Below are 19,197 nucleotides of genomic sequence, written 5' to 3'. Positions count from 1 at the left end.
CTCCGGCACCGATCGGGGACGGACCGCTATACGGCGTCAGATCCGGACTTACCCGTGCGGATCTGGTGCGCCGACTCGACGGGCAGGACGAACACCTTCCCGTCACCCTTCTCGCCGGTGTGCGCCGCGTCGGCGATCGCGTCGACGACGTCGTCGGCCGGGATGTCGGCGACGACGCACTCGACTTTCACTTTCTGGTGGAGATCGACCGTGTACTCCTCGCCGCGCCACTGGCCCTTCTTCGCGGGCTGGGAACCGCGGCCGGAGACGTTCGTGACCGTCAACGACGGCGCGCCGACTTCCGCGAGCGCCTGCTTGACGTCCGAGAGTTTGTCCGGACGGACGTACGCCATCACGAGTTTGATTTCGCTGTCGGTCGTGGTTGTGTCGCTCATAGCGATTCATCTCCGTCGTCGACCGAATCGGTTTGGGTCACGCCGCCGTCCGGGCGGATCACGCCGCCGTCGACGCGCGCGCCCGACTCGTCGGGGCCGCCGAACTCCGGATAGGTATCGACGCCGTGCTCCGAGGAGTCGAGCCCTTCGAGTTCGTGCTGGCGGGAGACGCGCGCCTGTCCGGCCGCGCGGAACGCGCCGAAGACGACTGCCGTGGCGAGGAACGTCCAGCCGGCGATGACCGCGACGCCGACGATCTGCGGGATCGCCAGTCCGACGAAAGACGCGGAGCCGTTCCAGACGCCCGTCGCGAACAGCGGATACGCGAGCGCGCCGAGGACGCCAGCGGAACCGTGGACCGGGAAGACCGCACAGACGTCGTCGATCTGCAGGCGCTTCTCGACGAACTCGAAGACGACCGGGAGCTGTGCGCCCGCGAGCAGGCCGACGACGAGTGCGCCGGGCCAGACGATCGCATCGGCGATCGACGTGATGCCGACGAGGCCGGCGAGGACGCCGTTGGCGACGTAGAGCGTGTCGACTTTGCCGGTCTTGTACGTCGCGACCGCCGCGGCACCGATCGCGCCGGCCGCCATCCCGAGCGTCGTCACGAGCGCGACGCGACCGACCGTCTCGAAGGAGCCGAGCGCGACCCCGCCGGACTCGGTCAGCGCGAGCGGCGACGCGGAGGTACCGACGTTGAAGCCGTACCAGCCGAACGCGAGGATGAGTGTCCCGAGGACGGCGAACGTCATCGAGTGGCCCGGGATGACGTTCACGGAGCCGTCGTCGTTGAAGCGGTTCACCCGCGGGCCGATGATCCACGCGGCGGTCAGCCCGGCGATGCCGCCCATCGCGTGGACGATCACGCCACCGGCGAAGTCGTGGAAGCCGAGCGCCGAGAGGAAGCCGCCCGCCCACGTGAAGCCGACGACGACAGGGTAGATGACGGCCGCGAGTATGATCGTGTAGGTGACGTACGCGCGGAGCTTCGCGCGCCCCGCGACGGCGCCGGAGACGATGGTCGCCGCCGTCATCGCGAAGACGGCCCCGAAGAGCCAGTCGACCCAGGCCGTGACGTTCCCGGCTGCCGGCGAATACAGATCCATAAACGCGCCAGCGACCGAGTACGAGCCGCCGCCGGTCAGCCCGCCGACGATCGTCGAGATCGCCGCACCCGCGAGGAAGAACACGACGACGCCGACGCTCCAGGTCAGGAGATTCTTCGTGAGCTGGTTGGCGACGTTCTTCGAGCGGACCTGTCCCGCTTCGAGCATCGCGAACCCAGCGTGCATGAAGAAGATCAGGAACGTCACCGTCAGGACCCACACGAGGTTGACGCCTTGGACGACAGCCGAAAGATCCGACTGGAGGACGCTGGTCAGCATTCGATACCACTCACGGTTGGTGCAGCCGCGTGACTTGGACGATCGTACATCTGTTGTGCTGATTCGCAAACCTTCGTTCGCGAATCCCGTCAGATGCTACCGACTTTGGAGGATATAATAATTTCCGTTTATTTATTCAAATAATACCGTGTTTGAAGTTCGTTCGTCCAGATTACAAGGATATAAGAACAATATAAGGACTTGGTTCGGGTAGAGAGGAGACAAATGTTGCCTAACTTTGCGACATTCGTCGCCCCGGAACTGCCGCGCGTCCAGTGGGCCGTCTTCGAGCCGCGACCGTGAGCGCGCGTGAAAATCAGAAGCGGTGCGATTGACCCGAGAGCGGGGGGGGAGACGAGAACCGCGTCAGGGCGGGAGAAGAAGGAGTGAGCCAGTCACTCGCTGCGCTCCAGCGAAGCGCCACGTTGCGTCGGCGGGGACGGCAGTCACACCGCGTCGGGGCCCGTCTTGCCCGTGCGGATCTGGTAGGCCGAATCGACAGGCAGCACGAACACTTTCCCGTCGCCTTTCTCGTCGGTGCTCGCCGCGTCGACGATCGCGTCGGCGACGTCCTCGGCCGGGATGTCGGCGACGACGCACTCGACTTTCACCTTCTGGTGGAGATCGACCGTGTACTCCTCACCGCGCCACTGTCCCTTCTTCGCGGGCTGAGAGCCGCGACCGGAGACGTTCGTGACCGTCAGCGACGGCGCGCCGACCTCTGCCAGCGCCTGCTTGACGTCCGAGAGCTTGTCCGGCCGGATGTACGCCATCACCAGTTTGATCTCGTCACTCATCGTCGCTCACCTCCGTTTCTGAGACGTCCGCACCGCCGTCGGTACGAATGTCGCCGCCGTCCGTGGCGACGGTACTCTCACGACGCTCGTTGGGGACGAACTCGGGGTAGACCGCGACGCCGTGTTCGCCCTCGTCGAGGCCTTCGCTCTCTTCGCGCTCGCTCACGCGGAGGCCGACCAGCGAGTCCAGCGCCACGAGCGCGACCGCCGAGGCGGCGATCGTCCAGAGCGCGATGACGCCGACGCCGGCGACTTGGAGCACGAACTGATTGAGCGCGAAGCCACCGACCGCGAAGACCGGGATGAGCGCGGTGCCGACCGCGCCGGCGACGCCGTGGACCGCGAAGACGCCGCAGACGTCGTCGATCTTCAGCTTCTCCACGGTGAAGTGGAACGCGGGCAGGACCAGGAAGCCGCCGAGGCCGCCGAGCAGCGCGCCGCCCCACCAGGTGACGTGCGGGACTGCGCCGGTGACGGCCACGAGGCCGGCCAGGAGGCCGTTCGCGGTCCAGAGCGGGTCAGGCTTGCCCTGGTAGCGCGCGGAGGTCAGCATCGCCATTGCACCGCCCGCACCCATTCCGAGGGTCGTCACGAGCGCGACGCGACCGAGCGCGGCGCCCATAAACGTGAGGCTGCCGTCCTCGACCGCGAGGATGGTCGCCTGCGTGCCGACGTTGAAGCCGTACCAGCCGAACGCGAGGATGAACGTCCCGAGGACGGCCAGCAGCATCGAGTGGCCCGGGATGGGCTGGCTGTTGCCGTTCTCGTCGTAGCGGCCCTTGCGCGCCCCGACGAATTTCGCCGCGACCAGACCGGCGACGCCGCCGCACATGTGGACGACGGTCGCGCCGGCGAAGTCGAGGTAGCCTGCGCCGAGTGCAGCGCCGATGAATCCGCCGCTCGCGAGGAGGCCGCCGCCCCACGTGAAGCCGACGACGACCGGGTAGATCGCCGCCGTCATCAGGATCGTGAAGAGGACGTACGCGTTGAAGTTCATCCGCTCTGCGACCGCGCCGGAGACGATCGTCGCCGCCGTCATCGCGAAGACGGCACCGAAGAGCCAGCCGATCCACGCGTTCGGATCGCTGACGTACGCGAACGCGCCGGCGACGCTGCCGCCGGAGGTCAGCGCTCCGACGATGCTCACCACCCCGGCACCGACGACGAAGTAGATGAGCGTGCCGAGGATCCAGTCGGTCATATTCTTCATCAACACGTTCCCGACGTTCTTCGCGCGGACCTGGCCCGCTTCGAGGAGCGCGAAGCCCGGCTGCATGAAGAAGATCAGGAACGTGACCACCAGCACCCAGACGTTGTTGATCCCGGTCGCGACCGTCGCGGGATCGACCTGTAACGGAGCTACCATACTTTCACCACTTTTGACGAACGTTCGTCCAACAGTGCGCCAAATTCGATGCAATTCGTGTTGTGTCTCACGGGATATCTTCAAGCAAAGGTAGTATATAAAATTTGGAGTTGAAAACGTCCAAAATACGTGTTCGTATTCAGACGTTCGTATGATTTGGGTAACAATATTATGTGTATAAGGCCCTATTCTGTCCAGAATCTCGGAATTATTTCGGATTCGAGTGGACACTCGTTCAGGCAATTCCTGCCAGATTATACTATCTAGGGAGCGCGCGCCGTCTCTGAGTTCAGTATGGAGATTATCTTCGAGGAGAGAGCGGAGGGTCCGACAGCAGGATCAGAGCCGCGCCGCGACGTCCTCGGCGAAGTAGGTGATGATCAGATCCGCACCGGCGCGTCTCATCGCGAGCAGCGACTCGTAGGCGACGTCTTCGAGGTCGAGCCAACCTTTCTCGGCGGCGGCGTGCAGCATCGCGTACTCGCCGGAGACGTTGTACGCCGCTACCGGGTGCTCGAACTCCCGTCGGACGTCGCGGACGACGTCGAGATACGCCAACGCGGGCTTGACCATCAGCACGTCCGCGCCCTGTTCGACGTCGAGGCGGACTTCCCGCAGCGCCTCGCGGCCGTTCGCGGGGTCCATCTGATAGTGCCGCCGGTCGCCGAACGCCGGCGCCCCGTCGGCGGCGTCGCGGAACGGCCCGTAGAAGGCGCTCTCGTACTTCGCCGCGTAGGACATAATCGGGACGTCCTCGTAGCCCGCGGCGTCGAGGCCCTCGCGGATCGCGCCGACCATCCCGTCGGTCATAGAACTCGGCGCGACCATATCCGCGCCCGCCTCGGCGTGGGAGACGGCGGTCTTCGCCAGCAGTTCCAGCGTCGGGTCGTTCTGGACGGTCAGCGTCGGTTCTTCGGCCGCCTCCGGTTCGAGGACGCCACAGTGGCCGTGACTGGTGTACTCACAGAGACAGACGTCGGTGATCACGTAGGCGTCGGTTTCGGCGGTGATCCGGCGGACGGCCTCCTGGACGACGCCGTCGTCCGCCCACGCGCGCGTGCCGCGCTCGTCTTTCGACTCGGGGATGCCGAACACCATCACGGCCTCGACGCCCGTCTCGCGCACTTCCTCGACGCGCGCGACCGCTTCGTCGATCGGCACGCGCTCGTGGCCCGGCATCGAGTCGATCGGCACGCGCTCGTCGGTGGTCGCGTCGACGAAGACCGGCGCGACGAGGTCGTGTGCGTCGAGTTGTGTCTCGCTGACGAGCGATCTGATGCCGTCCCGGCGGAGTCGCCGCGGGCGGTCTGTGAGGTCCATACCGGGACTTCGCGACGGCCGGAAAAAATCGCATCGCTCGCGTGGTGCCGACACGGCAAGAGACGACACGCGTGGCCGGTCCTGCCGTCGCTGGCCGTGACGCACGGAGCGAAATATGTTTGTGACGCTCTCCGGAACAGGTACATAATGCAGTTGCCGGCGCTTGCCCTCCAACTCGACGCGATGCCCCCGCGCCTGCTGGCGCTCTTAGAGTCCGAGTGGGCTTACGTCGCGCTCTTCGGCGTCTTCGTGCTCGAAGGCGCGATGCTGATGTACTTCATGCCGAGCGAGCTGATCGTCCCCGGCTCGCTGCTGTTGCTCGGCGGCGACGCGCTCCTCCCGGTCCTCGCCGTCGCCGTCCTCGGCGCGACCGTCGGCCAGTACGCGCTGTTCAAAGTCGCCCAGCGCGGCGGCCGCGAGTACCTCCTCGCGAAGTCGTGGTTCCGCATCGAGGAGTCGAAGCTCGACCGCTTCGACGGGTGGTTCGAGCGCTGGGGCCCGATCGTCGTCCCCGTGAGCAACGCGCTCTTGTTCACGCGCGGAATGTTGACCGTTCCAGCCGGGTTCGCGGAGATGGACGACCGGAAGTTCCTGGGCCTGTCGGCGGTCGGGACGCTCGTTTTCGAGGTCGCGCTCGCCGGTCTGTATCTCTACGGCGGGACGCTGCTGTAGGCCGGCTTCACGCCCGCCTCCGGACCCCGGAGGATTTTTCGACGTACGACGCGTTTCAGGACACGTGAGCGACTTCGACGAGGAAGCGGAGCGGAAGCGACTGCGCGAGAAGTACGAGAAAGACGAAGAGCGACGCAAAGAGACCCAGCAGATGAGCGAACTCCTGCTGAAGGGCGCGACGATGACTAACCGGCACTGCGACGAGTGCGGCGCGCCGATATTCCGGTATCAGGGTCAGGAGTTCTGTCCGAGTTGCCAGCGCGTCGCCGGCGGCGAGCAGGCGCAGGCGGGCGGCGCCGGGGCCGACGCCGAAACCGAGACGGAGGCCCGAGCAGCCGAGCCGCCTGCGGCGTCGGGACCGCCGGAGCCCACCGCGGATACGGACGCAAATGCCAGAGCGCAGCGGGAGCCCGAATCGCTCGAAGTCGACGCAGTATCGCCCGCGGAGCGGTCGGCAGAAGCCGAGGCGGATCGGGTCCCCGACGCCGGAACGACGGCGAGCAGCGCCGCTTCGACACCGAGCACCGAGTCGGCAGCGAACGGACGGCACGAGTCCGCCCCGGTGACCGCGACGCCTCGTCCCGAGGCGACGGCGACCCCCGACAGCGAGGGGCGCACCGAGGGTGTGTCGACAGCGGACGGCGCAGCGGACAGACAGACCGCACGCGAGTCGCTGCTGCGGGCGCTGACGCGACACGCGCAGTTAGCCGAGCAGACGGACGATCCGCGCCGTGCGAGCGAGCACCTCTCGGCCGCGCGAGAGGCGGCCGCGGCGCTCGACGTCCTCGATCAGTAGCGCCGAGCGGGAACGCGCAGCGGTCGGTAAGTTATGCAGCGAACATTCCGGCTAACTGGAGCCGGACGTACCCCAGATACGGGATTCGGAGCCGGGCCGTCCCGCGGATCCAGGTGGGGCGCACTGGGCCAGCGATGTTGCTGGCTTGATCGTATCGGGAGTTCGCGTCGCCCTTGGTGATGAATCCGGCGTGCGGCGCGGGGCAGTTCTGGAGGGCATCGCAGTCGTCTGCCGTCACGTACGCCGGATTCGCCTCGTCGTACCAGTTCTCGCCTTTCTCGACGTAGAAGTGCGCCCGGTGGATGATGGGTGAGCCGACGCGGTCCGGCGGATCGTAGATCACGACCGAGCCGTTGCCACCGAAGCTTCGATATCCTCGCTCGGTGCCGATGTCGACCGTGACGATGCCAGTGTCGTCGTAAGCGTAGTCGGGCGTGAACCGGTGTGGTTCGGTCACGAACACGAGGTCGCCGCGGTGCATCTCGGGTTCCATACTCCCGCTCTCGACGGCGACCATCGGCGGCCAGACGCCGCTGATCGCAAACAGCAGGAGGCCGACGCCGAGAACGGCCGCAGCGCTATAAATCGTCTCGCGGACGAACATTAAGGGGCCGCTCTGTGCCGTCCGAAAGCGCGTGAGAAAGCTCTGTGAGCCGGCGGCAGCTGATCCCGGCTCGGGGCGCGGCCGACGGTCGCCGTTCGGATCCGGGTCGGTGACGCCAGCGGAGCTGTCGCGCTGGTCGTCTTCGCTGTCGGCTGGGGACGCCGCTCGCGCCTCGTGCGCCGTCCCGGAGGGAGTGTCGTCAGTACGGGGCGTCGTCGTCTCGCGAGCCTCGTCGCGTCGCTCACCCGCGTTGGCAGCGTCTGTGTCGGCCGACGAATCCACGTCGTCGGGAACGCCAGAACGGCCGGGGTCGTCCGCGCTGCCCTCGTCGTCCGTCATCTACCGGAACGTTCTCCGTCGCCGCGTTTCAAGCTTCTGGGCCGCGCCTCCCGATCGGCGGGCGGGTTCAGTACGCTTTTCTTCCGCTACCTCCTTCGCCCGGTGTGCCTCTGGAGACGCCGGTGCGCATCGTGCGGGAACTCGCCGGACGCGGCTACAACGCCGAACAGGAGGCAGTGACGCTCATCGCGGGCGCGGAGAACCCCGCGCGAGCGCTCGAACGGGTCGTCGAGTCCGTCGACGACGACGCGCTGCGGATCACCGTCGCCGACGTCCGGGCCGCGCTCGGCGGGGCGCGACCCGACGCCGACCCGACAGATGCCGCACCTACCGCCGACGACTCCGGCGTCTCTCCAGACCCCTCTGTTTCTAGTGGAAAATCGGGACAGAATCGACACGCGGCAGATATTTCTACCGGTTCAGAGGTTCCAGACGAAATTGAGGATTCGACCGCGTCGAAGGCGGAGAGCGCGCCTACCTCGACGCGGGCTACAGACGATGCATCTCCCACTGGGGACGCAGCATCGCGACGCGACCCGGCGCTCCGGTCGCTGGAGGTCAGCGGCGACATCACCGGGCAGAGCACCGGGACGGGGGCGTACGGGGACTTCGTGACGGTGTTCCGCGACCGCTACGAGAAGCTCTCGAAGCAACTCCGCGGCCGCGTCAATCACCGGCCGGCCGAGGCGATCCAGTCGATGAGCGGCGGCAACGACGCCGCGATGATCGGCCTCGTCAACGACATCCGATCGACGAAGAGCGGCCACTGGCTCGTGGAACTGGAAGACACGACCGGGACGTTCCCCTGTCTCGTGATGAAAGACCGCGAGTTCGCCAGCCTGGTCGACGAACTGCTGCTCGACGAGTGCATCGCCGTCGAGGGGACGCTCTCGGACGACGCGGGGATTATGTTCGTCGACGCGATGTACTTCCCGGACGTGCCGCGGACGTACTCGCCGAACACCGCCGACAGACACGTCCAGGCGGCCCTCATTTCGGACGTCCACGTCGGCAGTCAGGAGTTCGAGGCCGACGCCTGGGGTCGCTTCGCCGACTGGCTTCACACCGAGGCGGCAGAACGGGTGGAGTACCTGCTCATCGCGGGCGATATGGTGGAAGGCGTCGGCGTCTACCCGAACCAGGACGAGGAACTCGACATCGTCGACATCTACGAGCAGTACGAACGGTTCTCCGAGCATCTCAAGGACGTCCCCGGCGATATGGAGATTCTGATGATCCCGGGGAACCACGACGCCGTTCGCCTCGCCGAGCCCCAGCCCGGATTCGACGAGCGACTCCGGGACATTATGTCGGCCCACGATGCGCGCATCACGGGCAATCCGTCGCTCGTGACCGTCGAGGGCGTGAATATCCAGATGTATCACGGCGTCTCCCTCGACGAGGTCATCGCCGAACTCCCCGAAGAGAAGGCGAGCTACGACGATCCGCACAAGGCGATGTACCAGCTCTTGAAGAAGCGGCACGTCGCGCCGCAGTTCGGCGGGAAGACCCGGCTCGCCCCCGAAGAGAAGGACTACCTGGTGATGGAGGAGGTCCCGGACGTCTTCCACACCGGCCACGTCCACAAGCTCGGGTGGGGGAAGTACCACAACGTCCTCGCGGTCAACTCCGGCTGCTGGCAGGCGCAGACCGACTTCCAGAAGTCCGTCAACATCGACCCCGACGTCGGCTACGCGCCCATCCTCGACCTCGACACGCTCGATATGACGGTGCGGAAGTTCTCCTGATAGGGATTATCGTAACTGCTCGGAGATTCTCGTCGTATCGTCCGGCGAGACATCTATGGAGACGTACGATAATCCCTATGAGACCGACAGACAGACAGACTGTAGCGGCCACCAGCGGTCAGTCACGCGGCCGGAATCGGTACCGCGTCGTCGAGTCGCCGTCGAAGCGCGGCCCCGGACCGACGGCCTCGAAGCCCGCGGCTTCGGCGGCCGCCTCGGCGTCGGCGTCGGAGTCCGGAACGACGAAGGCGACGTCGAATCCCTCGTTGACCGCGAACCGAACCGGCTCCGCGAGCAGTCGTTCGGCCACGTCGGCGTCGCCCGCGAGCTGGGTCACGTGTACCGTGCCGTCTCTGACGTCGAAGGCGACGAATCCGAGCACCGATTCCGCGTTCTCACCCTTTTCGGCGTCGGCGTTCGGCCCCGCGTCGGCCTGGTCGACCGCGAGACGCACCGTCCGGTCGTGAACGACGTTCCGGAGCGCGTCTGCGGGGAGGTCGACGATGGACCCGAGCGTCTCGGCGTCCGCCTCGACGGCATCTCGGACGTTTACGGCCATACGTCCGTATTAGAGCGGAGAAACTTAAACGACCGCGGCAGATTCGCGCCGAAGCTGTCAGTATTTCACGATCCATCGCGGTTCAGTTTCGAATATCGCCCGTGGCGACGATCGCACGCCGATCAGCAGAACTCGGCAACGGTTGAGACGGGAGACAAGGTTTTACACTACCCCCCCGCAATCATCGGCTATGTCAGAGCACCACTCGCAGATCTGTCTCGTATGCCGACAGGAGGATCGACCGTGCGCGTAGTTGCAAAGTTCGGGGGAACCTCTCTCGGAAGCGGCGACCGGATCAACCGCGCCGCCGACTCGATCGCCGCGGCGGTCGAGGAAGGCCACGAGATCGCCGTCGTCGCCTCCGCGATGGGGAATACGACGGACGAACTCCTCGAAGACATCGAGTTCGAGGCCGACGACCGCGACCGCGCGGAGATCGTCTCGATGGGCGAGCGGACGAGCGTCCGGATGCTCAAAGCGGCTCTGGCCGCGCGCGGCGTCAACGCCATCTTCGTCGAACCCGGCGCGGAAGACTGGCCGGTCATCGCGAACGACCTCGGCGAAGTCGACGTCGAGGAGACGCAGCGCCGCGCCGCCAAACTCGCCGAGGAACTGGACAACGTCGTCCCGGTCATCACGGGCTTTCTCGCACAGAACCTCGAAGGCGAAATCACCACGCTCGGACGCGGCGGCTCGGACACGACCGCCGTGATGCTCGGCCGCTATATGGACGCCGACGAGGTCGTCATCGTCACCGACGTCGAAGGCGTGATGACCGGTGACCCACACGTCGTCGAAGGCGCGCGCAACGTCGGCCGGATCACCGTCGACGAACTCCGCAACCTCTCCTTCCGCGGCGCGGAAGTCGTCGCGCCCTCGGCGCTGTCGTACAAGAACGACGAGCTCGGAGTTCGCGTCGTCCACTACCAGCACGGGGATCTGTTGACCGGCGGGACGCTGATCGAAGGCGAGTTCGAGAACCTCATCGATATGCAGGAGAACCCGCTGGCGTGTCTCACCGTCGCCGGGCGCTCGATCCGAAACAGCCCCGGGATCCTCGCAGACCTCTCGCAATCGCTTCGCGAGGCCGAGATCAACATCGACGCCGTCGCGTCCGGGATGGACTCGGTGACGTTCTACGTCGGCGAGGACCGCGCCGAGGAAGCCGAGAATCTGCTGCACTCGAAAGTCGTCGACGACCAGACGCTGTCGTCTGTCACCGTCGACGACGACATCGCAGTCATCCGCGTCACCGGCGGCGAACTGCCGAACCGACCCGGCGTCATCCTCGACATCGTCCAGCCGATCGCCGAAGCGGGAATCAACATCCACGACGTCATCACGTCGGCGACGTCGGTCGCCATCTTCGTCGCGTGGGACGACCGCGAAGAGACACTCGAGATCGTTCAAGACGAGTTCTGAGCGCGCGGGCGGCCTCAACGACCCTCGTACAGTCGCTCGCCGATCCGTTCGGGGAGATCAGTTTCACGCACAGCCTCGGCCACCGCATCGACGTCGTACTCGACCCGACGTTCCTCGACTGAGAGATCGTCGAGATCCACCAGCGCGTAGGCTGCCCGGGAGTCGCCGTCGCGCGGTTGGCCGACGCTGCCGGGGTTCATCACGATCCCGTCCGCGAAAGTTTCGTGGCCCTGGACGTGGGTGTGACCCGTCACGAGCACGTCCTCGCCGTCGAGCATCGCGGGCGAGAACTCCTCGGGGTAGGTGTAGCGGTCGGGATCCTCGGGGTGGCCGTGGACCAGTTTGATCCGGCCGTCGAGGACGGTTCGGTCGTCGGGAAGATCCGATAGCCACACCAGCGCGTCGTCGTCGAGTTCCTCGCGTGCGTACTCGACGCCGGCCGCCGCCATCGAGTTGAACCGGAAAGACGTCCCCGAGGAGACCGCGCGGTCGTGGTTGCCCATCACCGTCGGCACGTCGCGCTCGCGCATCGCCGCGACGCACTCGGCGGGCCAGGGGTTGTAGCCGACCACGTCGCCCGCACAGACGAGCGCGTCGACCGCCGGGAGGTCGTCGAGGACGGCATCGAGCGCGACTTTGTTCGCGTGGATGTCGGAGATGACGGCGACCTGCATACGCGAGGATACGTGCTTCTGCGGACAAAAAGTTCCGTGCCGAATGCAGCACGGAAACGGGAGGGGTTCCCGTTTGGAGGGCGAGTATCAGACGAGGAGGGGAAGAGGGTGTTCCCGGGCGACTACGCGCCGTTGTAGAAGCCGACGTCGACGTCGCCGCCGTCGTAGGTGACGCCCGCCGCGCAGACGGCGTGTTCGTAGTCGAGATCGTAGGCGTCCTGCGCGATGGCGTCGGGGTCGTCGCCGTCGAAGTCGATCGTCGTCGGTTCGTCTTCCTCGTAGGTGGCGACGAGCGTGGGTTCGGAGACCGATTCGACGAGGAGCGCGTCACGGCGGACGATGCCGACGTAGGACTCCTCGCCGACGACGCCCGCGACGCGCGGTGTGTCGTAATCGTCCTTCTCGTAGTCGAGCGCGAGAAGCGACGACGCGAGGGCGTCGCGCGCCGGATAGCCGAGGTCGAGTTTCTCCGCGATGGGATCGACGTGCGAGCCGTTGCCGACGACGACGCCGTCGCCGCCCTCGCGGACGCAGTTGTAGGAGACGTAGGGGTTGTCGTTCTCGGGTGCGTCCGGCGTCGGGGCGACCGTCAGCGTCCCGTCACGAGCGACGATCTGGCGGTTGGGGAACGAGCGCGAGGACACGCGGTAGGCGCCGAAGTCGGGCGCGACGACGACGAATCGTCCGATGTACATACACGAACGTGGCCAAGAATGAGATAAATAGGTGGTGGATTGTGCACGATAGCGGCATCATTAGACAGTCCGTTGTCGAAAAGTGAGGATGGAGCGGATACTATCCAGCGACGATTATCGCCACAGACACGGCAATCAGGAGAGTGAAGAGGCCCCAGAGGACTTTGGCTGCAGTTTTACCACCGATCTCGACGCCAATGATCCCGAGTATCCCGAAGAGAATAGCGGTCCACGATTCTAGCCCGCTCTGCTCTTTTCCAGATCCATTAGATGCCTTATAAAACAGATAGGCAGGGACGAGCAACCCGACAGGGAAAGTCACTAGGCCGACAATAGCGGCGACGATCCACTGAAGAATGCTGTATTCCGCGAGAAAGTCTGTACTCTGAGTGTCGTCGGTTTCTGTGGAAGTCGGGTCATCGACGGTATGCCCCGAGGAGGATGGTGGTGCACTTTGTTGCCTCACACCGCACTCTTTGCAGATCTCCGCACTGCGCCGTATTTCTGCACCACACTCATAACAGTGGACTAAATCTTCTTCGTCGGAGACGTTTTGCGTAGACATTTATATTTAAGTTATCAATCAGTGGTTACTGAACGTGGGTGAAGGTGGTCCAGACTTTGTTTTTACTCTCATCGTATGGCTGACTGGAACCGCTGTTGAGGTTGCGATAGTGAATCAGCCCCTCGATTAAGAGGATGATAAGATAGACGCCAACGGTACTGAGTGCCATCACAATGTTCAGTAGATGACGAAGGGGTCTCTGATACTTCCAGGAGTCGATGATAGCGAAGAGGATGCCATAGCTCTGAGTGGCAGCAGCGTTCCCCGGGTTCGCCGTGGGTTGGCCCGTTTGGTTATGTGGTACTTGCTGTTGACGCTGTTGGCTCTGCATCTGCGTCTGCGCCTGTCGAACACCGCATTCCGGACAGATTTCGGCCTTCGTTAGGATAATCTCGCCGCACTCCCGACAGTACTGTTCATCCTCTCCAGGTGTTTCATCTGACATTACCAGTTGGTTCAATAAAACCTTGAATTAAAAATGTAATGAAAACTGTATTATATAGTCACAGTTGGAGAGTATAGCTATAAATTCACGACAACTGCGGACCCTGCATATTCGTCAATTCTCTCTGATCACACTACATATAACCAGTTCTTTATGTAAATTATATTATATAACAGGCGGCAGCGAGCGACGGGATACACACCTTACACACAAATCTATTCGTGTAATCGACCTACAATGTAAGGTAATGCCCTCCACTCCAGACACGACTCCAGAGTCGGCCAGTGTTCCAGATGCCGAACGCGAGCCCGACACGCCGGAAATCGACACCGCGCGGCTCGCCAGATTTTTCGGCGTGCTCGTCGCCCTCGCGATCGCCGTCGTCGTCGCAGCGCAGGTCGCGAACGTCCGGCTCGTCGCGCTCGCACCGCTGTATATGTTCACGCCCGCCGTCGCCGCCGCAGCGACGCTGCTCACGACCGGCGTCTCAGTCCGGGACGTCGGCGTCCGCGTGGGTCGGCTCCGCTGGCACGTCCTCGCTGCCCTCTCGGTTCTCGCCCTCGTGGGCGTGGCTCTCGCGCTCGCGCTCGCCATCCCCGGGATCGGATTCAATCCGAACGCGAACCCGGTACCCGGAATCGCACTCCCCGCCGGACCGCTGGGAGTGCTCGCGCTCGCGGCCCTGACACTCGGGCTGGGAGTGACCGTCAACGCCGTCTTCGCGCTCGGCGAAGAACTGGGCTGGCGAGGCTACCTGCTGTGGGAACTCGCCCCGCTGGGATTCTGGCGCGCGAGCGGCGTGATCGGTGTGTTCTGGGGCGTCTGGCACGCCCCGGTCATCCTCGACGGCTACAACTATCCGTCGTTTCCGCTCGTCGGCGTCGTCGCGATGACCGCCGCGACAGTAGCGTTCTCGCCGCTCTACACCTACCTCGTCGTCCGGGCCCGTTCGGTTCTCGCCGCCGCGTTCTTCCACGGCGTGTTCAACGCCTCGGCCGGCGCCCTGCTCGCCTACACGACGGCGTCGGATCCGGTCCGGACCGAACTGGTGGCGAGTCCCGTCGGTCTCGCCGGGATCAGTGCGTTCGTGCTCGCGACGGTTGTCGTCACTCTGCGCGGCGCGCCGGCGCTGACCCGTCAGGCGATGAGCGGCGGCTGGGACGGCGCCGGATCTGAGGACTGACTTCGCAACACTCATATGGAGCCACGGGCAACAAACGGGCACACAGTCGACGGTCGGCGTCGATGCAGTCCCATGGGGTAGTGGCCAATCCTGAAGCCTTCTGGGGGCTTCGACCCAGGTTCGAATCCTGGTGGGACTACTCGAACTTCTCACGGCGTTACGATCCCGAGCGACAGGTCTGGGACACGTCCCGAGTCAGTCTCCGATCCGGTGTCGCTCACCGCGATCGGACTCTGCGACGGCGAATCGCAGTCGTTCGGAACCTCGATCGTCTCGCGGGAACGAATGCCGAACAGTTCCGAAGGCTACGGAAAACTTTTCCACCCGAAATGGAGGGGTTGCGAACGGTTCACGTCGACCGTGGGGTCGTCGCGACGACGAGCGCCCCGGTCACTTCTCGACGACCAGCAGCGCGACGCGTTCGAGCACCAGGGGTTCGAGGTCGCCGTCGACGACGTCGAGTTCGGCGTCGCTGACGTCGAAGTACTCGCACACGCGTCCGGAGTCGTAGTCACCGAGCGTCGGCGTTTCCGCGTCGAGGACGCGAGAGTGAACAGTCGCTGCCGCGTCGGTTTCGTCGCCGCCGTCGACGAGGACGACGACGCGGTTTTCGCCCGGTGAGACGCCGAGTTCGAGCGCCTCGGTGATCTGGCGGCGACCGGCCGCGTACAGGAGAATCTCGACGGCGCGGTCGCGAGCGACGTTCTCGCCGCGCTCGATGGCACGGTCGGCCAACTCGACGGCGCGTTCGAGGTGCCGCTCGCTCACGACGTACCGCGCGTCGAACGCCTGGATCGTCGCGCCCGTCTCCGCAGAAATCTCGCCGATCTCGGCGACGAACGCGTCGACGTCGTCCACCTCGACCGTTCCTTCGAGGAGCCTCATCCGAAATCACCCAGGCTGGCCTGCTCTTCGGGGTCGGTGTCGCCGCTTTCGCTCTGTGGTCGGTTCGTGGGCGCGGTCCCTGTGCGATCCGGCGCTTCCCCAGTCGACTCGCTTCCCGAGTCTCCGCTCGCGACGTCCTCCATCGAGGGGTCCTTGCGACCGACGTTCTCTAGGATCCGCTCGGCGGTCTTGCGTCGCCCGCGCAGCGCGCGGAGCACGGTGGATTTGTCGGCCTCACGAAGGTCCGCGCGCGTTTCGATGCCGGCCTCGTAGAGGCGTCGCGCGCGTTTGCGGCCGACGTTTCGGATGCCGGCGAGATCCAGCAGTTCGTCGCGGACGCCGTACTCGACGCGCTTTTTTGCCTCGCGGACGGGCACGACGGGAAGGTCGAGTTCGCCCGCGAGCTGTTCGGCCGCGCCGAGCAGCCACTCGGCAGTTTCGACCTTCCCGCGGATGTCACCCGGGCCGACGCCGTAGCGCTCCGTGATCCGGTCCTCGTCGACTTCGTTCGCCCAGTCTTCCAGCAGCGTCGCCGTCTTCAGCGCCGAGAGCCACTCCTCGAAGCGGACGTCCTCGTACTCCGAGGGGGTGCGACCGAGCAGTTCCGGTTCGCGCTCGTAACAGACCTCGGTGAACGTCTCGCGGTCGCCGGATTTCAGGTAGAGTTGATACATATCCGGCGTTCGCGAGACGAGGTGAAAGAGCCCGAGCGCGGTCGGATAGGTGGGTTGCTCCGACGACGCCGTAGCGTCCCCGTCGGCGTCTGTCTCGGCCTCGCCGGCGTCGGCCGTGGGCGCGTCCGCCGCGCCGTCGGAATCGTCTGCCGACGAGTCCGACTGCAACTCGCTGGCCCGCTGGAAGCCCGCGGACTCGGCGTCGGAGCCCGTCTGCGTCCCGTCGGCGGCGTCGCGGGCAGGAGTCGCCTCCGCGTCGTCGCCGACGAGCGGGCGAACCATCTCCTCACGGTGCTTTTCAGCCCACTCCAGGCCGTCGATGATCTCGGCGGCAGTCATCGGATCGAGGTAGAGTCTGGAGACAGTGTGGCCGACGCTCGTGGCCGTGAGCGATCCCTCCTCGCGCTCGATGAAGTCGTTGCGTTCGAGGTACGCGAGCACGTCGTCGGTGACGATCTCCAAGCGGCCGGAGTCGTCCGCCTGGGTCGCGTACAGCGTCCGATCCAGGAACTCGAGGAGTTCTTCTCGCGTGTGTGCGAACCCGGAGGCGACGGTGGCGAGGACGTGCGTTCGAAGCGCCGGTTCGGCGGCCAGTTTCGAGCGAACGGGCTCGGGGTCGGCCCAGATGTACCGCTCGAACAGTTCGTCGCGCGTCTCGGCGTTCTTCGCGAGTAGTACGGCCTCGCCGTAGGGATCGAGACCGGGCCGGCCGGCGCGGCCCATCATCTGGTGGACTTCGAGCACGTCGAGCGGCTTCATCCCGCCGTACTCGCCGTCGTAGCGCCGCCAGTCGCGGACGATTACCCGGCGGCTCGGCGTGTTGACGCCCGCGGCGAGCGTCGGGGTCGCCGACACGCACTTGACGAGTCGGTCGCGGAACGCCTCCTCGACGAGCGAGCGGTGCTCGGGCGCGAGGCCGGCGTGGTGAAACGCCGCGCCCTTCGCGACGCAGTCGGCCAGCGTGTCGCTCGTCTCGGCGTCGGAGACGTCTCTGATCTCGGCAGCCAGTTCGGCGAGTCGGCCGCGCTCGTCGTCAGCGAGGTGGTCGGCGGTGACGTCGCGGAGGCGCTTTGCGGACGCCTCGGCGTTGCGCCGGGAGTTCACGAACACGAGCGAGGAGCCCTGATCGCCGTCGTCGTCGCCGGCGAGCGCGTCCGCGACGAGCGCTGCTGTCGGGCGGCCGCCGGATTCCACCGGGACCTCGCGCTGGCTGCCGTCGTCGAACGTGACCGCGTTCCCGTAGTGGACGCCCATCCGCAGGTCGATGGGTCGCCAGGTGGACTCGACGAGTTCGGCGTCGAGCCACTCGGCGACGACGTCCGCGTTCCCGACCGTCGCCGAGAGCGCGACGACCTGCAGTCCCGGGTTGAGCGTCCGCAACTTCCCGAGCGTGACTTCCAGCGTTGGGCCGCGGTGCGCGTCGTCGACGAGGTGGACTTCGTCCGCGACGACACAGGTCAAGTCGTCGATCCACGCCGCGCCGTTTCGTACGAGCGAGTCGACCTTCTCGGAGGTCGCGACGACGATGTCCTGGGACGCGAGCCACTCGCCGTCGGACTCGTAGTTGCCCGTCGAGACGCCGACGTCGAACCCGTACTCCTCCCAGCGCTCGAACTCGGCCTTCTTTTCGGCGGCGAGCGCTCGGAGCGGAACGATATACAGCGCCTTGCCGCCGGACGAACCGCTGGGCGGTGCTTCCGAGCCATCCGAGCGTGACCCGGAGACGCCGCGCGCGACGCTGGACAGCATCGCGAGTTCGGCGACGAGCGTCTTCCCCGAGGCGGTCGGGACCGAGGCGACGAGGCTGTCGCCGCGGGTGACGCCCGCCTCGACGGCCGCGCGCTGCGGAGGGTAGAGTTCCGCGATTCCCTCCTCGCGCAGGTGGGCCGCGACCTCCTCGGGCAGTTCGGGCACCTCCTCCGGTTGCATTGGGCCAGGCTACGCCGTCCTCCCGTTTAAACCGTCGGAGACGCGGCGTGCGTGGCGGGTAGTCATCGTAGGGTCCCGTCGCGACCGCACCAACGTCGCCAACGATATGTTGCCGGTCACCGAACGGCGGGTATGAAGATCCGCTACGATCGTGAGACCTGCATCGGGATGTTCCAGTGTGTCGACGAGTGGGACGCCTTCGAGAAGAATCTCGACGCGGGGAAGGCCGACCTCGACGGAGCGACCGAGGTCGAAGAAGATATGTTCGAGCTAGAGGTTCCCGACGGCGCCGAACTCGACGCGGAGTTCGCCGCGCGGGCGTGTCCCGTAGACGCGATCGAACTGTACGACGACGACGGCGAACAGGTCGTCTAACGCCGCGCCCGTTAATTCGGCAGGTCCCGTCGACGGACGTGTCGGCGCCACAGAGACGGATGTTTTCGGGATGGCTGTCATCCGCAGAGAGCCAGCACAATCATTATATACATCGGTAGAGAGTTTTACGCCCGAGGGAAAAGTATGAGCCACCGAAGTCACGGTCAGAACCTCTCGGAGTGGGCAGAACTGATCGGCGCGTCGCTGCCGGACTCCGTCGAGGACCTCGAAGACGCGAGCGCCGGCTCTGAGGCCTACGGCGTGGAGGCCCTGGATGCGCTCGGGTCGGAGTTCGGCGCGGATCCCGAACGGAACGGCTGAAGCGGTCGGCACGGTTGCGTGAGGAAGGTCGGAGTTCGGCATTCG

Annotated in this window: 19 protein-coding genes, 1 tRNA gene and 1 pseudogene; 8 read left to right on the top strand and 13 right to left on the bottom strand. The window is 65.5% G+C overall.

The genetic code is table 11. The features are described 5' to 3' along the window. Positions 1 to 26 precede the first annotated feature (26 nt). The 5 genes from D3D02_RS15025 to hemB form a co-directional block, all read right to left on the bottom strand. Entirely contained in the window at positions 27 to 395 is a 369-nt protein-coding gene (locus tag D3D02_RS15025; RefSeq protein WP_121570809.1) for a P-II family nitrogen regulator, read from the bottom strand. Then, entirely contained in the window at positions 392 to 1,780 is a 1,389-nt protein-coding gene (locus tag D3D02_RS15020) for an ammonium transporter (RefSeq protein WP_394337732.1), read from the bottom strand. The genes D3D02_RS15025 and D3D02_RS15020 overlap by 4 nt, the downstream gene beginning before the upstream one ends. Before the next feature lie 449 nt (positions 1,781 to 2,229). Continuing rightward, positions 2,230 to 2,580 (bottom strand): P-II family nitrogen regulator, encoded by a 351-nt coding sequence (locus tag D3D02_RS15015; protein WP_121570807.1) that lies wholly within the window; start codon positions 2,578 to 2,580, stop codon positions 2,230 to 2,232. Then, positions 2,573 to 3,946 carry an ammonium transporter gene (locus D3D02_RS15010; protein WP_121570806.1) on the bottom strand — a complete coding sequence of 458 codons (1,374 nt, stop codon included), beginning with the start codon at positions 3,944 to 3,946 and terminating at the stop codon, positions 2,573 to 2,575. The genes D3D02_RS15015 and D3D02_RS15010 overlap by 8 nt, the downstream gene beginning before the upstream one ends. Before the next feature lie 339 nt (positions 3,947 to 4,285). Further along, positions 4,286 to 5,266: a porphobilinogen synthase gene (gene hemB / locus D3D02_RS15005; RefSeq protein ID WP_121570805.1), complete on the bottom strand. Its 981-nt coding sequence runs from the start codon at positions 5,264 to 5,266 to the stop codon at positions 4,286 to 4,288. A gap of 147 nt (positions 5,267 to 5,413) precedes the next feature. On the opposite strand from hemB, the gene D3D02_RS15000 reads away from it, so the two are divergent. Both D3D02_RS15000 and D3D02_RS14995 read left to right on the top strand, forming a co-directional pair. Then, positions 5,414 to 5,938 (top strand): DedA family protein, encoded by a 525-nt coding sequence (locus D3D02_RS15000; RefSeq protein ID WP_121570804.1) that lies wholly within the window; start codon positions 5,414 to 5,416, stop codon positions 5,936 to 5,938. Between the two features lie 64 nt (positions 5,939 to 6,002). Further along, positions 6,003 to 6,734: an Sjogren's syndrome/scleroderma autoantigen 1 family protein gene (locus tag D3D02_RS14995; protein WP_121570803.1), complete on the top strand. Its 732-nt coding sequence runs from the start codon at positions 6,003 to 6,005 to the stop codon at positions 6,732 to 6,734. Between the two features lie 31 nt (positions 6,735 to 6,765). On the opposite strand, the pseudogene D3D02_RS21220 reads toward D3D02_RS14995, so the two are convergent. Beyond that, positions 6,766 to 7,425: pseudogene (locus tag D3D02_RS21220) on the bottom strand (S26 family signal peptidase); the annotation flags it as partial. Positions 7,426 to 7,781: 356 nt separating this feature from the next. Between D3D02_RS21220 and D3D02_RS14985 the strand changes: the two are divergent. Then, a complete protein-coding gene (locus tag D3D02_RS14985) occupies positions 7,782 to 9,425 on the top strand; it encodes a DNA-directed DNA polymerase II small subunit (protein WP_121570802.1) in 1,644 nt (547 codons plus the stop codon). Between the two features lie 118 nt (positions 9,426 to 9,543). On the opposite strand, the gene D3D02_RS14980 is transcribed toward D3D02_RS14985, so the two are convergent. Continuing rightward, positions 9,544 to 9,984: a hypothetical protein gene (locus D3D02_RS14980; RefSeq protein ID WP_121570801.1), complete on the bottom strand. Its 441-nt coding sequence runs from the start codon at positions 9,982 to 9,984 to the stop codon at positions 9,544 to 9,546. A 243-nt stretch (positions 9,985 to 10,227) separates the two neighbouring features. Between D3D02_RS14980 and D3D02_RS14975 the strand changes: the two genes are divergently transcribed. Next, complete coding sequence (locus D3D02_RS14975; RefSeq protein ID WP_121570800.1) at positions 10,228 to 11,406, top strand: aspartate kinase; 1,179 nt, start codon at positions 10,228 to 10,230, stop codon at positions 11,404 to 11,406. 14 nt (positions 11,407 to 11,420) lie between these two features. On the opposite strand, the gene D3D02_RS14970 is transcribed toward D3D02_RS14975, so the two are convergent. The 4 genes from D3D02_RS14970 to D3D02_RS14955 form a co-directional block, all read right to left on the bottom strand. Next, a complete protein-coding gene (locus D3D02_RS14970) occupies positions 11,421 to 12,080 on the bottom strand; it encodes a metallophosphoesterase (RefSeq protein WP_121570799.1) in 660 nt (219 codons plus the stop codon). A gap of 122 nt (positions 12,081 to 12,202) precedes the next feature. Then, a complete protein-coding gene (locus D3D02_RS14965) occupies positions 12,203 to 12,775 on the bottom strand; it encodes an IMP cyclohydrolase (RefSeq protein WP_121570798.1) in 573 nt (190 codons plus the stop codon). Between the two features lie 100 nt (positions 12,776 to 12,875). Next, positions 12,876 to 13,340 carry a hypothetical protein gene (locus tag D3D02_RS14960; protein WP_121570797.1) on the bottom strand — a complete coding sequence of 155 codons (465 nt, stop codon included), beginning with the start codon at positions 13,338 to 13,340 and terminating at the stop codon, positions 12,876 to 12,878. A 25-nt stretch (positions 13,341 to 13,365) separates the two neighbouring features. Beyond that, positions 13,366 to 13,785: a hypothetical protein gene (locus tag D3D02_RS14955; protein WP_121570796.1), complete on the bottom strand. Its 420-nt coding sequence runs from the start codon at positions 13,783 to 13,785 to the stop codon at positions 13,366 to 13,368. A 247-nt stretch (positions 13,786 to 14,032) separates the two neighbouring features. On the opposite strand from D3D02_RS14955, the gene D3D02_RS14950 reads away from it, so the two are divergent. Both D3D02_RS14950 and D3D02_RS14945 read left to right on the top strand, forming a co-directional pair. After that, positions 14,033 to 14,968 (top strand): CPBP family intramembrane glutamic endopeptidase, encoded by a 936-nt coding sequence (locus tag D3D02_RS14950; RefSeq protein WP_121570795.1) that lies wholly within the window; start codon positions 14,033 to 14,035, stop codon positions 14,966 to 14,968. Positions 14,969 to 15,034: 66 nt separating this feature from the next. Then, a tRNA-Gln gene (locus D3D02_RS14945) sits at positions 15,035 to 15,107 on the top strand. Positions 15,108 to 15,358: 251 nt separating this feature from the next. Here D3D02_RS14945 and cgi121 read toward each other — a convergent pair. Together cgi121 and D3D02_RS14935 are read right to left on the bottom strand one after the other, a co-directional pair. Further along, positions 15,359 to 15,853 (bottom strand): KEOPS complex subunit Cgi121, encoded by a 495-nt coding sequence (gene cgi121, locus D3D02_RS14940; RefSeq protein WP_121570794.1) that lies wholly within the window; start codon positions 15,851 to 15,853, stop codon positions 15,359 to 15,361. Further along, positions 15,850 to 18,456: an ATP-dependent DNA helicase gene (locus D3D02_RS14935; protein WP_121570793.1), complete on the bottom strand. Its 2,607-nt coding sequence runs from the start codon at positions 18,454 to 18,456 to the stop codon at positions 15,850 to 15,852. Before D3D02_RS14935 ends, cgi121 begins: the two co-directional genes overlap by 4 nt. A gap of 132 nt (positions 18,457 to 18,588) precedes the next feature. Here D3D02_RS14935 and D3D02_RS14930 point away from each other — a divergent pair, with 132 nt between their 5' ends. Then, a complete protein-coding gene (locus D3D02_RS14930; RefSeq protein ID WP_121570792.1) occupies positions 18,589 to 18,831 on the top strand; it encodes a ferredoxin in 243 nt (80 codons plus the stop codon). A 144-nt stretch (positions 18,832 to 18,975) separates the two neighbouring features. Further along, positions 18,976 to 19,152 (top strand): hypothetical protein, encoded by a 177-nt coding sequence (locus D3D02_RS20670; protein ID WP_158599384.1) that lies wholly within the window; start codon positions 18,976 to 18,978, stop codon positions 19,150 to 19,152. Positions 19,153 to 19,197 lie beyond the last annotated feature (45 nt).

It is taken from the genome of Halobellus sp. Atlit-38R (genome assembly GCF_003665925.1).
GTDB lineage: Archaea > Halobacteriota > Halobacteria > Halobacteriales > Haloferacaceae > Haloquadratum > Haloquadratum inordinatus.
Note: the sequence above shows the minus strand (reverse complement) of the source record. Positions and strands in the feature narration are given on the sequence as shown.